The following is a 15,909-nucleotide window of genomic DNA, read 5'->3' as shown; positions in this document are numbered from 1 at the left end:
GAGGTATCCCGCGATGGCATTGTCCGTCGAATCCCTGATGCTCGAGGTGGGCAAGGCGTTCGCCCCTCTGGAGCAGCGGCTGCGCGGTGACGAGATCCCGCTGCTGTTCGCCGAGATCGGCCTGCCGGCGCCCGGCGTCGTGCTGGCCGCGCAACCCGTACGCACTGCCGTGGAAGGCGCGGCCACGGCGCTGAGCGGGCTGCCCCGCTCGCTGTCCGACCTGGCCGCGGCGATCGAGGCCGAGGACGCGGACCGGATCGCGGAGAGCGTGGCCGCGATCAGCAAGCTGGTCACGACCGTGGCCGACGCGGTCGGGGTGGTGGCCGGCGCGATCCGGGCGGCCGCGGCGGCGGCCGGGCCGAACCGGGCCGAGGTGGAGGCGTTCGCCGGTGAGCTGGCGGAGCGGCTGTTCGGCTTCGCGCTGATCACCTACCTCCAGGACAGGAAGCCGATCGTGGCGAACGTGCTGGAGCTGATCGGCGTCCTGGAGTCGACGCCGATCGCCGCGACCCCCGCGGCGCCCACGCACGTGCGCCGGGTGCTGCGCCTGGACCGGCTGAGCGGCTTCCTGCGCGACCCCGTCGCCACCCTGACCGAGCTCTACCGCTGGGGCGGCCCGGACTTCGACTGGGACCTGCTGCTCCAGCGCCTGTCGATCTTCCTCACCACGGTGTCGCACTTCGCCTTCCCGCAGCCGGGGCCGCCGCCGTTCCTGCGGGTCGCCGGCGTGGACATCGGCAGGACCGATGACCAGATCCCCGGCGTGGCGGCCACGCTGCGGCTCGACGCCAAGGACCATCTCGAGCTCATCGTGCCGGTCAACGACTCCGTGGCGCTGGTCGCGACGGCCGACGCGGCGATGGAGGCCGGGGCGGCCGTCGAGCTGCTGCCGCCCGCCGGCCTGCGGATCGTGCCGCCGTCCGGAGAGGTGCGCGGCTCGGTGCGGTTCGGCGTCCAGGCGCCGCCCGCCGCCGGCGGCCCGCCGCTGGTCATCCTCGGCACCGCGGGCAGTTCCCGCGTCGAGGCGCGCTCCCTGCGCATCACGGGCGGGGCGGACCTCGACTGGAACGCCGCCGCCGGCCGCGCCGAGGGCGAGCTGGTGCTGGAGGCCGCCGTCGAGGGCGGCAAGATCGTGCTGAACCTGGCGGACGCGGACGGCTTCCTCGGGACGATCCTGCCGTTCGGCTCCATCGAGCTCGACGCCGACGTGGGACTGTCCTGGTCGAGCGCGACCGGGCTGCGCTTCCGCGGCACGGGCGGGGTCGAGGCCGACATCCCGGTCGACCTCCAGGTCGGCCCGGCGGAGATCCGCTCGCTCCACCTCGGCCTGCGCCTGACCGACGACGGGGTCGCCCTGGAGGTGTCCGGCACGGTCGGCGCCCAGCTCGGCCCGATCGCGGCCGTGGCCGACAGGATGGGAGCGGTGATCAAGCTGTCGCGCGAGGACGGCGCCCTCGATCTCGACGTCGGCTTCAAGCCCCCCACCGGGGTCGGGCTGAAGATCAGCGCGAACGGCGCGTCCGGCGGCGGGTTCCTGTCCTTCGACCCCGACCGCGGCGAGTACGCCGGCGCGCTGGAACTGGAGATCGTCGACCTCATCGCGGTCAAGGGCATCGGGCTCATCACCACCCGCCAGCCGGACGGCTCGCCGGGCTTCTCGCTGCTCATCGTGCTCACCGCGGAGTTCCCCTCCGGCATCCAGCTCGGCGCCGGATTCACGTTGCTGGCCGTCGGCGGGCTCCTGGGACTCAACCGCAGGATGGACCTGCAGGCGCTCATCGAGGGCGTGCGGACCGGGGCGATCGAGTCGGTCGCGTTCCCGAAGGACGTGGTCGCGAACGCGCCGCGGATCCTGTCCGACCTCGGCCGGTTCTTCCCCGCCCAGCAGGGAACGTTCCTCATCGGCCCGATGGCCAAGATCGGGTGGGGCACGCCGCCCCTCATCACCGCCTCGGTCGGCCTGATCATTGAGGTGCCGGGCAACATCGCGATCCTCGGCGTCGTACGGGCCGCGCTGCCCTCTCCCGAGGACCCCCTGCTGCTCCTGCAGGCCCAGTTCCTCGGCGCGCTGGAGCGGGACAAGGGACGGCTGTGGTTCTTCGCCAAGCTCGTCGAGTCGCGCATCGTGGGGATGACCGTCGAGGGCGGGATGGGCCTGCTGGTGGCCTGGAGCGGCGACCGCGAGCTGATCGTGACCGTCGGCGGCTTCCATCCCGGTTTCCGGCCGCCGCCGCTGCCCTTCCCCACGCCGGCCCGGCTCGCGGTGGACCTGCTCAACCGGGGCGGGCAGCTCATCCGGGTGACCGGCTACTTCGCGCTCACCCCCAACACCGTGCAGTTCGGCGGCGGTGTCGAGGTGCGGCTGGGGTTCAGCTCGTTCGGGGTCGAGGGCCATCTCACCCTCGACGGGCTGATCAACCGCGACCCGTTCCGCTACAAGGCGCACAGCTCGGGGCACGTCTCGCTCAAGGCGTTCGGCGTCGGCGTGTTCAGCCTCAGCCTGGACCTCACGCTGGAGGGCCCGGCCCCGTGGCGGGTGCACGGGCGCGGCTCGATCGGCTTCCTGTTCTTCTCCATCTCCGCCGACTTCGACTTCTCCTTCGGCGAGGAGCTGGCGCTGTTCGTGCCGACGGTTCTCGGGCTGCCGCTGCTGGTCTCGGAGATCGCCAAGAACGAGAGCTGGGAGACCCGGCTGCCGGGCGGCGGCGTCCGTACGCTGGTCTCCCTGCGCAGCCTCCCGGCGGGCGAGGACCTGGTGCTGCACCCGCTCGGCACGCTCGTCGTCCGGCAGCGGGCGCTGCCGCTGGGCGTCCGGGTGGACCAGGTCGGCGGGCAGCCGATCACCGACGGGCGGCGCTTCACCCTCACCACGCCGCAGAACGGCGGGTTCGTCGAGAAGTCGGTCACCGGCGAGAAGTTCGCGATGGCCCAGTTCCAGAAGATGTCCGACGCGGCCAAGCTGTCGCGGCCCTCGTTCGAGACGCAGGACGCCGGGCTGGAACTCACCTCCGACCAGGGCAATCTCGCGACCGCCCGGGTCGTGCGCCGCGCTGTCCGGTTCGAGCTGCACCTCATCGACAGCGCCGCCGCGCAGCCGGCCGGAGTCGCGCTCGCAGCCGCCACCAGCGCGCCGGTACAGCGCTTCCACAGCGTCAGCGAGCCGGTGTTCGACGAGCTGCTGCGCGGTTCGAGCACCAGCCGGTCGGGGCTGTCGGCCCGGCAGGCCAGGCAGCGGCAGCCGTTCCTGGCCGAGGACACCGTGCGGGTCGACGAGCAGCGGTTCGTGGTCGCGTACGTGAAGAGCAACCGCCAGGCATTCCCCCCGAGCCGCCCGGGCACGACCACGCGCCGGGTGCCCTCGACGTTCCGCAGCCGCGCGACGGCCGAGGACGCGCTGGCCGGATTCGTGACGATCGACCCGAACCTGGCCGGGCAACTGCACGTGATCCCGGCGGCCGAGGCGGCCGTCACGCCGGGCGTGCCCGGCACGTGGTCACCCGCGGGCGTGCTGCCGGCACCGGTGTCCGAGGTGGACCTCGTGCCGCTGCAGAACGGCCGCGTCCTGATCGCCGGGGGCACCGCCCCCGACGGCTCGCCCATCCAGGTCACCCAGTTGTTCGACCCGGCGGGCGACTCGTGGTCCACCGGACCCGCGCTCGGGGCCGCGCGCAGGCGGCACGCCACCACGCGCCTGCCCGACGGCCGCGTGCTCGTCACAGGCGGGCAAGGCGGCGGGCAGGGCGGCGGGCAGGGCGGCGGGCAGGGCGGCGGGCAGGGCGGCGGGCACACGCCGCTCGCCTCCGCCGAGCTCTTCGACCCGGCCGCGGGCCGGTGGACCCCGGCTGCCGGCATGGCCGTCGCCCGCCACGGGCACTCGGCCACCGTGCTGGGCGACGGCCGGGTGCTGGTCGCCGGCGGCAGTGGCGCGCGGGACGGGCAGGAGGACGGCGCGCTCGCGTCCGCCGAACTGTACGACCCGGCGACCGCCACGTGGACCGCCACGGGAACGCTCAGCAGCGCCCGCACCGGCCACCAGGCGGTCCTGCTGGACGACGGCCGGGTCCTGGTCACCGGCGGCCTGCTCCCCACCGGCGCGGGCCGCGCCGAGCCGCTGGCCTATTGCGAGGTGTTCGACCCGGCCGGCGGCGAGTGGAGCACCACCGGCAGCCTCGGCACGGCACGGGCCGGGCACCAAGCCGTCCTGCTGACCGACCACCGGGTGCTGGTGACCGGCGGCGACCCTGTCGTGGCCGCCGACGGCACGCTGGACCCGCACAGCCTCGCGAGCGCCGAGCTGTACGACCCGGTCAGCGAGGTCTGGAGCCCGGCGCAGCCGATGCCGGACGGCGGCCGCTCCGGCCACCGCGCGATCCCGCTGCGCTCCGGCGAGGTGCTGGTGACCGGCGGCACCGGCGCGCCCGAGCGGAGCGCGGGCTTCCGGTCCGTCATCTCCTACGACCCCCGGTCCGGGACCTGGCGCACGCTGGGCGGCCTGCTGCTGGGCCGTAGCGCCCACGCCGTCGCCGAACTGCCCGACGACCGGGTGCTGGCCGCCGCGGGCGTGGCCGGCACCGACCCCACAGGCACCGGCGAGGTGCTGATCCCATGACTAACGAAGGAATGACCATCATGCCCAAAGCCACCGAGCCACCCGCCGGAACCTGGAAAACCGCGGGTGACCTGCCCACCCCCGCCGCCTGGCACGGCCAGCACGACGGGCCGGTGCTGCTCGTCGACGGCACCGTGCTGGTGGCCGGCGGCGCCGACGCGGCGGGCGGCTCGCTCGCCGACGCGGCCCTGTTCGGCAAGAAGCAGGGAACCGATCACGACACCTGGGACCGGGCCGACCCGATGGGCACGCCACGGCGGCTGCACTCGCTCACCCGCCTGGCCGACGGCCGCGTCCTCGCCGTCGGCGGCCTGAACGGCAGCATCGAACAGGGCTCCGCCGAGCTGTACAACCCGGCGACGGGACGCTGGACCCCGACCGGCGGGCTCATCACCCCCCGCTGGGGACACAGCGCGACGCTGCTGGACGACGGCAGCGTCCTGATCGCCGGCGGCAGCGCGTCGCGCCCCTCGGGCGGCACGGTCGCCCTGCGCTCGGCCGAGCGGTTCGACCCCGGCAAGGAGAAGTGGCGCTCCGCCGGCTCCATGAGCGACGCGCGCACCGCCCACACGGCCGTCCCGCTGCACGGCGGAATCGTCCTGGTCGCGGGCGGCGCCGCGCCGGTCGGCGCCCCCGACGACCCTGCGCTGGCGTTCTGCGAGCTGTACGACCAGGCACGCGACAGGTGGACGCCCACCGGCAGCCTGATCAGCGCACGCAGGCACCACCGCGCGGTCCGGCTGTCGGACACCAGCGTGCTCATCACCGGCGGCACCGCGCCGGGCTCGCCGGGCACCGCGCCGTACGACCCGTTCAGCCGGCGCACGGCCGAGGTGTACGACCTGGACACCGGCAAGTGGACGGAGGTGACCGCGATGCCCTCCGGGCGCGCGCTGCACCGCGCCGTCCTGCTGCCCGGCGGCCAGGTCATGGTGGCGGGCGGCGCGTCGGGCGATCGCGACGAGTCCGGCTTCCGCAGCGTGCTGGCCTACGACGTCACCGGTGACGCGTGGGCGTCCGTGCCGGGCCTGGTGACGGGCCGCTGGTCGTTCGCGGCGGTCGTGCTGGCCGACGACAGGGTGCTGGTCGCGGGCGGCGTCGCCCGCTCCGGGCTGGCCGCCGCCGACCCGGCGGCCGTCGAGCTCACCGCGACCTCCGAGGTGTTCGGGGAGACCTCGTGACCGCCAACGCCTACACCTTTCTGCCGTGGTTGCGTGCCGGGATCAACACCCGGATCACGGCGGATCCGGGCACGGCCGCGCGGGCCAGCGTCCAGATCCCGCTCACCGTCTCCGGTGAGGGGCTCGAAGGCGGCACGATCACCCACGACGCCGGGCGTCCCGTGCAGTTGTACGGGCCGGGCGACGTGGTCGGCGTGGACCCGCGGGCGATCTCGCGGACCGAGCCGCGGCCCGGCACCGCCAACGTGGAGCCGAACTTCCTTGCGCACATCGAGTTCGTGGAGGAGGACTTCGCCTGGCGCTACAGCCCCGCGCCGTCCGGGCCGTCGACCGCGCGCCTCACCCCGTGGCTCGCCCTGGTGGTGCTGGCCGTCGGCACCGAGTTCGCCGACGCTCCCGGCACGGATCCGCTGCCCGCCATCGACATCGTCGACCCGGGCCGTACGATGCCGCCCGCCGACCAGCTCGGCGCCTGGGCGCACGTCCACGTGAACGGCTCGCTGGCCGGGCCGGTGGTCACCGACAGCACGGCCGGCCCGCTGGCCGCCCTGGACACGGTGCTGACCACCGACCCGGACAGCGCCTGCTCGCGGCTGATCTGCCCGCGCCACCTGCGGCCGGAGACCGCGTACGAGGCGTTCCTGGTGCCGGCCTTCGAGACCGGGCGGCTGGCCGGACTCGGCTTCGACCCGGCCGGAGCGCCGGGCGCGGTGTACTCGAGCTGGGGCCCGCCGTACGCCAACCGCCCGGTCGGCAACCGCATGCCGTACTACCACCGGTGGGCGTTCCGCACCGGTACGGCCGGAGACTTCGAGTTCCTCGTACGCCAGTTGCAGCCCCGCCGAGCCGACGCCCGGGTGGGCGTCCGGGAGATCGACGTGCACGCCGGCCCCGGCTTCGACCTGCCCGGCATCCCCGACCAGGGCGGCGTGCTGCCGCTCGGCGGCGCGTTGCGCGTGCCGGAGAGCGTCGATCCGAGGGAGAACTGGGACCACTTCGCCGACCCGCCGTCGCCGTCCCCGCTCTACCCGCACCCGTTCGAGCAGGAGCTGGCCCGGCGCATCAACCTGGCCGACGACTTCCAGCACCGCACGTCGGGGCCGGACCCGATCGTCACCCCGCCCCTGTACGGCCGGTGGCACGCGCTCACCCCGCGCCTGCTGTTCGGCAGGGACGGCACACCGGTGTCCACGGAGGAGAGCCACAACTGGATACACCGGCTGAACCTGGACCCGCGCTTCCGCGTCGCCGCCAACCTCGGCGCGCAGGTGGTGAAGGACCACGACGAGGAGCTGATGGCGGCCGCCTGGGCGCAGGTCGGCGACGTGCTGGCGGCCAACGGCCGGATCCGGGCCGCCCAGCTCGCCCGCGAGGTCGGCCACGCGCTCCAGACCCGCCACCTCGAACTGCCGGCGGGCACGGCGCGGACCGCGGCGGCCGCCGCGCCTTCGGGACGCGCGCTCACCCTCACCGCCCCGGCCCACTCCCGGGTCACCACCCCCGTCACCGCCGCGAACTCGCTGGTGGCGGGGCAGGACAGTGAGATCGCCGTCGGGTTCCACGTGGCCGGCAGCCGGGTCGCCGCCGCGCCCGTCTCGCCCGCCATGCGGCGGATCATCCGCCCCGGCTCGCGGCTGATGCGCTCGCTGGACTTCCCGGAGGGGCGGCGAGCGGACGGCCTGCTGTTCCGCATGGACGACCCGGTCACCCCGGTCGTCGCCGCGCCCGTCAAGATCACGCCTGGCGCGCTGGTCACCCCGGCCGACGTCAACGCCGCGCTCCACCCCGACCGGCCGCCCGGCACGGACCCGGTCGACGTCCTCGCGCACAGCCCCGACTTCGTGCTCCGCACGCCCGGCGACCCCGTCACCCCGCACCCCGGCACCGCCGACAGCGCCGAGGCGACCCGGTTCAAGACCGCGCTGCGCGAGCTGCACCAGGCGATCGACGCCGGTGTGGCGGTCGGCCAGACCCCGCCGCCGAACGCGCTCGACCTGACCACCACCACGACGGCCACGCTCACCGGCCTGCGCTCGGACACGACCGTGCCGCGCGCGCTGCTGGACGGCTCCGTCAGCCTCCCGGAGCGCCTGCGGCCGTTCGCGGAGGCGTTCACCGAGGCCATGGCGTACCCGGTGTTCGACACGCCGATGTTCCGGGCGCTGCTCGGCAGCTCGCTCGACGCGTTCGTGCCGAACCTGAACCTGCTGCCGCAGAACACGCTGACGCTCCTGGACAACAACCACGAGTTCATCGAGTCGTACATGGCGGGGCTCAACCACGAGATGGCCCGCGAGATGCTGTGGCGGGAGTTCCCGACCGACCAGCGCGGCACCCCGTTCCGCCAGTTCTGGGATCCCCTCACCGCCCTGCCGGAGCCCGGGGTGTCGCCCGCGGACCGCCGGGAGCGCGACTACGACATCCCGCCGATGCACCGCTGGCCGCTGACGGCCAGGCTCGGGGAGAACTCCAACCCGCACGACGGGATCGTCCTGACTGTCAGGGGCGAACTGCTCAAGAAGTACCCGACCACCGCCATCTACGCGCACCGGGCCGAATGGCCGCCCGGCCCTGACGGCCTGTCCGACAAGTCGCAGCAGCGCCGCCTGGTCACGATCATCGGTCAGCCGACGACCGAGCAGATCCAGCTTCCCCGCTTCGAGGCCACCGTGGACCCGGACATCTACCTGATCGGGTTCGGCCTCACCGCCGACCAGGCGATCGGCGGTCCTGACGACCCCGGCTGGTTCTTCGTGCTGAAGGAACGTCCGGGCGACCCCCGCTTCGGCCTGGACGACCGGGACCTCGGCGCGCCCGCCGGGCCCATCGAGGTCTGGAACGACCTGACCTGGAGCGACGTCGACCCCGCAGGACGCGGGTTTCTCACGCTCGACCCCGCCGTCACCGTGCCGCTTGCCGGGCTGGACGGATCCGACGACGCGGGCAAGCTCGACCAGCACGACGAGGACGAGAACCTGCCGCTGTGGTTCAGCGGCCTGGGTTCGGCCGATCTCGCCTACATCCTCCTCCAGGTGCCCGTGATGGTCGCCGTCCACGCTCAGGAAATGGTGCCCCGATGACCGCGCTCAGCGACGCGTTCCCGGTTCTGCTCGCGCCGGTGCGGGTCGAGACCCGCTTCACCGCCACGGAACTGCTGGTCCGGATCTTTCCGGACGAATGGGCCGTGGACAAGTTCGAGTCCAAGCCCACCGACGCCGAGATCACCGCGATCGACGCGTACTGGACGGCCCGCTGGGCGGCCGGCGGCCGGGCCGCGCGGCTTCAGGCCGCCTGGCAGGAGCTGGCCACCCGGATACCGCCGGGCCGCGCGGCGTGGCTGCTGCGCGGCCGTACCCCGGCGAACCCGGCCGAGGAGCCGGCCGGGGCGGCCGACGACGCTGTGGTGCTGGTCATCCGGTCCGCCGCGGCTCCGGCCGCCAACAACCGGCAGCCGTCGATCGTCTATTGGAGCGCGGTGTGGCGGGCGCACGGCGACCGGCTGCGGTTGCGCCAGGCCGACGCCGCGCTGGTCGCCTCAGTCGGAACCGCCAGGGCCAACACCATCCGCGCCAACCGGCCGTTCGGGCTGGACGGCGCGCTGACGAGCCCGACCGACAACGTGATCGTCGCGTTCCTGGTGATGAAGCCGCCCGACCCCGGTACGACGGCGACGGACGCCTGGACGCAGGGCGCCAAGGCCGGCCTGCTGCCCGACCGGTTCCAGGTGCTCGGGTTCAACGGCACCCGCCAGGTGGTGTCGGTGACCGGCGCCACGGTGCCGGCCACGCTCGCGGTGAGCCCGGACCCGGGCTCCGGCGACCAGATCTCCGTCAACGAGCAGACCGGCGTCCTGCACGTGCCGGACGCGCAGCGCTGGCTCGTCGACTTCGACCGGGCCGTGGCCGTCGGCATGGGCGTGCGGATCCCGCTCACCGACGAGATCCGCGGGGGAGTGGAACGGCTCGTCGTGCTGGGCCTGCGCGAGCAGGCGGCGCCCACGAAGACGGCCGCCGACCTCACCGAGCTGATCAAGCGCCATCTGCGCGGCCCAGACGGGTTCGCCCTGCTGCCGCAGGGCACGCCGACCAACAACTCCGAGGTCCGGCCGGCCGGTCAGGACGAGGAGGACGCGGCCGCCGCCGCGCTGCGTTCCTCCCTGGGGATCGCCGCCGCGGCGGCGCAGGACTGGACGACGAGGACCGACGGCAGGCAGCTCACCGACCTGCTCGGCATCGACCCCGGCGTCCTGTCCGGCATGCCGAACGCGGACGGAACGGACCAGCGCGACGCCCGCGCGGCCAACACCGCGCTGTGGCCGGCGACGTGGGGCTCCTTCCTGCAGACGGCGCTGCACCCGCTGCTCGGCCCGGACGCCGTCGCCAAGACCCGCGACTTCTTCCAGAAGTACGTCTCCGGCCGTGGCCCGCTGCCCGTGGTGAAGATCGGGCGGCAGCCGTACGGGATCCTGCCCACCACCGCCTTCTCCCGGCTCGCCTTCCCGGACTCCGCGGGGCACCGGCGGGCACTCAACCGGGTCCTCACCGAGGCGGGCAAGGACTGGGCTGCCGCCGCCGCTCACGTGCCGCACATGGGCGACGGTGCGAGCGACGCGCACCAGCAACTGCTCGACCTGGTCGCGCTGCACCCGACGTCGGCCGAGTACCACCAGCGGTACGCGCAGAGCCTCGAGGACCTGTTCAACCGGGAGAACCTCGCCGGGCTCGGCGCCACCGTCGTGTCCACGGTGGAGCAGCTGGGGCTGGCCGCCCCCGTGCGCGCCCTGCTCAGCCGCTTCGGCGCGGACACCGGCCCCGGCCGCGACCCGGACCTGCTGCGACGGCTGTTCACCGACTTCCACCAGCCGATGCTGGCGCCGCTGGTGGACGACCGGCCGCTGTCGGAGAGCGCCCGCATCCGGCCGTACACCACCGACGGGCGCGACTATCTGACGTGGCTGGCCGCGCTGGCGCGTACCAGCCTGAACGGCATCCGGCTGGAGTCGGGCTTCGCGGAGGGGCAGCGTCCGGCGACGCTGCTGTACCTGCTGCTGCGGCACGCGATCCTGCTCGGCTGGGACGAGGCGGCCCGCGCGCTCACCACCGCGGCCGGCCAGCCGGCCGGGCCGCCTGTCGATCCGCCGTTCATCCACGTGCACCTGCCCGTGCCCGGTGAGGACGCCACCAGCGAGAGCCGCTTCAGGCTGCTGTACTCGCCCGCCCCGCTGGTCACGGGCAGCCCTGATCAACTGCTGGTCAACTTCATCCCGTCGGCGCTGAGCAAGCAGGCGCCGGACCAGCCGGGCCCGACGGCGGCGCTCGCCGACCAGGCCCGCGCGCTGGACGTCCTGGCCACCCTGCCGACCGCCCGCCTGGAACGGCTGCTGGCCGAGCACCTCGACCTGGCCACGTACCGGTTGGACGCGTGGCGGCTGGGCCTGGCCACCGAACGGCTCGCCGAACTGCGGTTCGCGCCCGATGGCACCGTACGGCCCGGCCTGCACCTGGGGGCGTACGGCTACCTGGAGAACGTACGGCCGCATGCCATCGACCGGCTGGAACCCGTCCCCCTCACCGGCCCGCTGGCGACGGTGTTCGCCGGAGCCCAGCCGCTGCTGCACGACCCGGAGAACGAGGGCTTCGTGCACGCGCCGTCGCCCGGCCACGCCCGTACGGCGGCCGTCCTGCGAGCCGGGTACGTCGCCAACGCCGACCGGCAGAGCCCAGGCCCCTTCGCGGTCAACCTCGGCGCGGACCGGGTCAGGCTCGCACTGTCGATCCTCGACGGGATGCGGCGCGGCCAGTCGCTGGGCGCGATGCTGGGTTACCGGTTCGAGCGTGGCCTGCACGACCGGAGCGGCCAGGCCGAGGTGGACAAGTTCATCGGGGGGCTCAGGCTGGCCTTCCCGCTGCGGTCGGGCAAGATCCCGCAGTCCGTAGCCGCAGATCAGGACAAGCCTAACGAGATCGGGCAGGTCGAGGCGCGCAACGTGATCGACGGCCTGGCCCTGGCCCGCCATCTGACCAGGAGCGGCGCGTCGCGCACGTACCCGTTCGGTCTCAAGGGTCTGCCGGAGGCGAACCCCGATCAGACCAAGGCGATCAGCGAGGAGGCCGACCGGCTGCTGGCAGCCAACGACGCGGTCGCCGACCTCGCCGTCGCCGAGGCCACACACCAGGCGCTGGGCGGCAACCCCGAGCGCGCCTCCGCGACCCTCGACGCCTACGCCAAGGAAGGGCTGCCACCCGAGCCCGAGGTGGTCAGGTCGCCGCGCAGCGGCACCACGCTCACCCACCGGTTCGGGCTGCGGCTGAAGGCCGGACTACACCCCGGGAACGGCGACACTCCCCGCGCGCAGGCGGAACCGGCCGTGGACGACTGGCTGCCGAGCCTGCTGCCGCGGGACGAATCCGTCGCCGCGCGCGTCACCTGGAGCGACCCGGTCAACGGCCATGCTCACGAGAGCGTGGTCACCCAGGACGACGTCGACCTCGCGCCGATCGACCTGCTGTGGACGGTGCGGCCGACCGACCAGGCGGCGATGACCGACCTGGACGACCGGATCATCGGCGTCGTCGTGAACAGGGAGGACCCGCGGCCGGACGCCGAGCTCACCATCCGCTACACCGACCGCGTCAACGGCAAGGTCACCTTCTTCGAGCTGTCGCCGCTGATCACCGCGCTGCGCACGCTGCTGACCACGGGCCGGCCGCTCAAGCCGACCGACCTGGTGCCCGCCTCCGGTCCCGTCACGCTCGACCGTACGCTGGACGACGCCGTGTCGGTGCCCAGGCAGCGCCCGGTCGCGGTCCGCGAGTCGCTCGACGACCTCGGCGACGACGTGGACGACCTGCAACGCGACCTCGTCCGGCTGTACCCGCCCGCCCCCGCGCAGCCGCGGCGCGACGACATCGTGGAGGACATCGACACGCTGCTGACCCGCTACGCCCGGCTGGTCACCACCGCGGCGGGGTTCGGCATGGTGCGCAGCGGCTGGGGCGAGGTGATCGCCTGGCGGCGCGGCGTGTTCTCCGAGGTGCTGGCGGCCGTCGCCGTGACGGCGGCCCGGATGGGACGCACGCTCGCGAAGGCGGACGCGCTGCTGGCCGCCTACGACGCGCTGCCTCGGCGCACCCCGGACGACGAGCGTTTCCGCAGGTTGCACGAGGTGGAGCCGCTGCTCACGACCGCGCCCGACCCCGACCCGCCGGACCGGCCCGACCGGTTCCGCAGCGCCATCGGGCGCCAGCGCGACATCTTCGCCCGGCGCCAGGACGATCTGGAGGACGTCGCCAGGACCGGCCGTACGAAGCTGAGCGGGCTGCTGGAGCAGGTCGGCGACCTGCTGCCGCTGACCGGACTCGACCCGGCCGGGCTGGACCTGACCCCGGTGCTGGACAAGGTCGTCGCGTTCGGCGCGGAGCTGCTGTCCAGGACGCGGGCGCTGCGCGAGGAGATCACCGCCCGCCTCGCCGCCGCCACCGCCGCGCTGACCAGCGCCGACAACGCCGTCACCGCGCCCGACCGCGCGAAGGCGACCATCGAGGCGCTGCGGGCGCTGCTCGGCCCGGACGCGCTGGTCGTACCGGAGTACACGCTGCCGAAGGATCTCGGCGACGACCTGCATGACGCGTTCGACGACAGCGACGACCTGGTCAGGCACCTCACCCGGGCGCCGATCTCCCGGGACTTCCCCGTCGACGACTGGCTGCACGGCCTGGCCCGCGTACGGGAGATGCCGCGGTTGTGGGAGCGGGTGACGCTGCTCAGCGACGCGCTCAGGAACGACGACCTCGAGGACATCGAGGACCGGGAGCCGCGGCTGCGGCCGATCCAGTTGCCCTTCGCGAACGGCGACCACTGGCTGGCCATGGAGCTCGCTTCGGGCGCCACGATCGACCAGGACCGGCTGCTGTTCACCGCGCACTACGCCGACGACCCGCCCGGCGGATCCGGGCCCGCCAGCGGCCTGCTGTTCGACGAGTGGACCGAGGTGCTGCCCACCGACCGGGAGACGACCGGCATCGCCGTGCACGCCGACAGCCCCGACTCCGAGCCGCCGCAGAGCATGCTGCTGGTCGTGCCGCCCGTGACCACCGGGTCGTGGCGGGCCGAGGACCTCGTCGCGGCGGTCACCGAGACGTTCGACCTGGCGCGTACGCGGCTGGTGGAGCCCTCGCAGCTCGACGGCACCGGGTACGCCCAGCTGCTGCCCGCGACCCTCCTGTCCGCGACCCGTCAGCCCATCACCATCAGCACCGATCTCGCCGTCGCCAACACACGATGGAAGGCCGACCATGAGTGAGCCCCGCATCGCCGACCTCCCCGCGGCGCTGGCCCATCGGGACTTCCCGACGGTGGGCCTGTGGAACCGCCTGGAGGGGCGTCCCCGTACCACCGACTTCGGCAGGGCGCTGTGTGCCGAGGTCCGTGACCCGCTGTGGCTGCTGGCGCGGCAGTGGCAGCTCGGCGAGTTCCGCGCCACCGACGGCGGCTCGCCGGTGACGGCCACGTACTCGGTCGTGGCCAGCCCGTTGACCCGCTTCCGCCCCGACACCGACCCGGTGAGCCCGCCGGGCGCGTTACCCGCCGGGCGTCCCTTGGAGACGGTGGTGGAGCGGCGGCCGCTGCCGTTCGCGTTCGGGGCCGAGCCGATCTCGTTCGACCTGCGGCTGTCGCTGGGCCGCCGCTGGCTGAAGCTCGTGGCGCGGGCCTCGCTCCAGCACAACCGCGAGGTCGCCGAACAGTACGTCGCCCGCTACCGCATCACCCTCCCCGACCCGGGCGCCGAGGCCGACGCCCAGCGCGTGGCGCACCCGGAGGTCTGGGCGGGCACGCAGGCGGTGGCCGGCCGCCGGATGGACGGCTACCTGCTGTACCAGCACGTCAAGGGTGGCGGAACGGCCGCCGACGGGATCACCGGGCTGCGCCGGCAGGACCGCGACGCGCTCAATGCCCTCGGCCCCCGCCTGATCGCCTGGTTCGACCAGCTCATCGACCAGCCGGGCGCGGTCAGCCCCTGGGACCCGCGACGGCTGGAGCACCGCTTCTCGGTCGCCGCGGCCGGGCCCGGCGGCGAGGCGGTGCTGTCCGCGCCCGAGTACCCGGGCGGCGAGCTGGACTGGCACGCGTTCTCGACGGCCCACAACGACACGCTCGGCGGCGCCGGTGCCACTCCGGCCGCGCTGAACCGCACCGTGTTCCCCACGCCCGCCCGGTTCACCGGCATGCCGCTACCACGCTGGTGGGCGGTCGAGGACGGCCGTACGAACTTCGCCGCCGTCACCCCCGACAGCACCGACCTGGCCCGGCTGATCTTCCTCGAGTTCGCGCTGGTCTACAGCAACGACTGGTACATCCTGCCGTGCGACGTGCCGACCGGCACGTTCGCGGCCATACAGGGGCTCGCGGTGACCGACGTGTTCGGCGCGCGCCGCTGGATCACGCCCGCGGGCGCTGGGGCCGCGCACGACTGGCAGCAATGGTCGATGTACGTCCACGGCGACGCGCCCGGCCTCCTGCTGCCGCCCGGAACGCCGAAGGTGGCCGACGGCCCGGCGCTGGAAGAGGTCCTGCTGGCCCGGGACGAGAACGCCAATATGGTGTGGGGCATCGAGCAGACCGTCCGCATGCCCACCGGCGACCCGCGCCCCGGCGCGGAGGCCGCCGCCGAGACCCTCGCCTTCCGCCGCCGGCTGCGCCCGCCGACGCGGCCCGACGACCCTCGGGCGGCCGTCGCGTACCGGGTGATGAGCTCGGTCCCGGAGCACTGGATCCCGTTCATCCCGGTCCACGTCCCCGGCGACAGCCGCAGCGTGCAACTGCAGCGCGCCACGATGCCCAGCGAGGTGGACGGCAGTCCCGTACCGGCCAGGACTGCCCTGCTCCGCGAGGGGTTCGACGCCGGGAACAGGTACTTCATCAACGAGGAGGAGGTCCCTCTCACGGGCACCCGCCTGACCGCCGCGTACAACCGCACCCGCACCCGGACCGGCCAGGTGATCGTCTGGCTCACCGTGCGGCGGGACACCGGCCGCGGCGGGCGCTCCAGCGGGCTGGCCTTCGACCTGCTGACCGACACAGCGCCCCAGTGACGTACGGGCCGCAGGACAGTCGCGCCGC

The 15,909-nt window shown here is 74.0% G+C and carries 5 protein-coding genes; all 5 read left to right on the top strand.

All coding sequences use genetic code 11. The annotated features are described in order from the left end of the window. The first annotated feature begins 13 nt into the window (after positions 1 to 13). The 5 genes from AB0B91_RS31350 to AB0B91_RS31330 are packed head-to-tail and all read left to right on the top strand — an operon-like array spanning position 14 to position 15,881. Positions 14 to 4,609: a DUF6603 domain-containing protein gene (locus AB0B91_RS31350; protein ID WP_358327175.1), complete on the top strand. Its 4,596-nt coding sequence runs from the start codon at positions 14 to 16 to the stop codon at positions 4,607 to 4,609. After that, positions 4,606 to 5,790: a kelch repeat-containing protein gene (locus AB0B91_RS31345; RefSeq protein WP_358327173.1), complete on the top strand. Its 1,185-nt coding sequence runs from the start codon at positions 4,606 to 4,608 to the stop codon at positions 5,788 to 5,790. Before AB0B91_RS31350 ends, AB0B91_RS31345 begins: the two co-directional genes overlap by 4 nt. Then, on the top strand, positions 5,787 to 8,870 hold the full coding sequence (locus tag AB0B91_RS31340) for a hypothetical protein (protein ID WP_358327171.1): 3,084 nt from the start codon (positions 5,787 to 5,789) through the stop codon (positions 8,868 to 8,870). Before AB0B91_RS31345 ends, AB0B91_RS31340 begins: the two co-directional genes overlap by 4 nt. Continuing rightward, complete coding sequence (locus AB0B91_RS31335) at positions 8,867 to 14,092, top strand: hypothetical protein (protein WP_358327169.1); 5,226 nt, start codon at positions 8,867 to 8,869, stop codon at positions 14,090 to 14,092. Before AB0B91_RS31340 ends, AB0B91_RS31335 begins: the two co-directional genes overlap by 4 nt. Then, entirely contained in the window at positions 14,085 to 15,881 is a 1,797-nt protein-coding gene (locus tag AB0B91_RS31330; protein ID WP_358327167.1) for a hypothetical protein, read from the top strand. The genes AB0B91_RS31335 and AB0B91_RS31330 overlap by 8 nt, the downstream gene beginning before the upstream one ends. Positions 15,882 to 15,909 lie beyond the last annotated feature (28 nt).

This window comes from Nonomuraea sp. NPDC049141, assembly GCF_040648415.1.
Taxonomy (GTDB): domain Bacteria; phylum Actinomycetota; class Actinomycetes; order Streptosporangiales; family Streptosporangiaceae; genus Nonomuraea.
The sequence above is the reverse complement of the archived record's forward strand: the minus strand, read 5'-3'. Positions and strand labels throughout refer to the sequence as shown.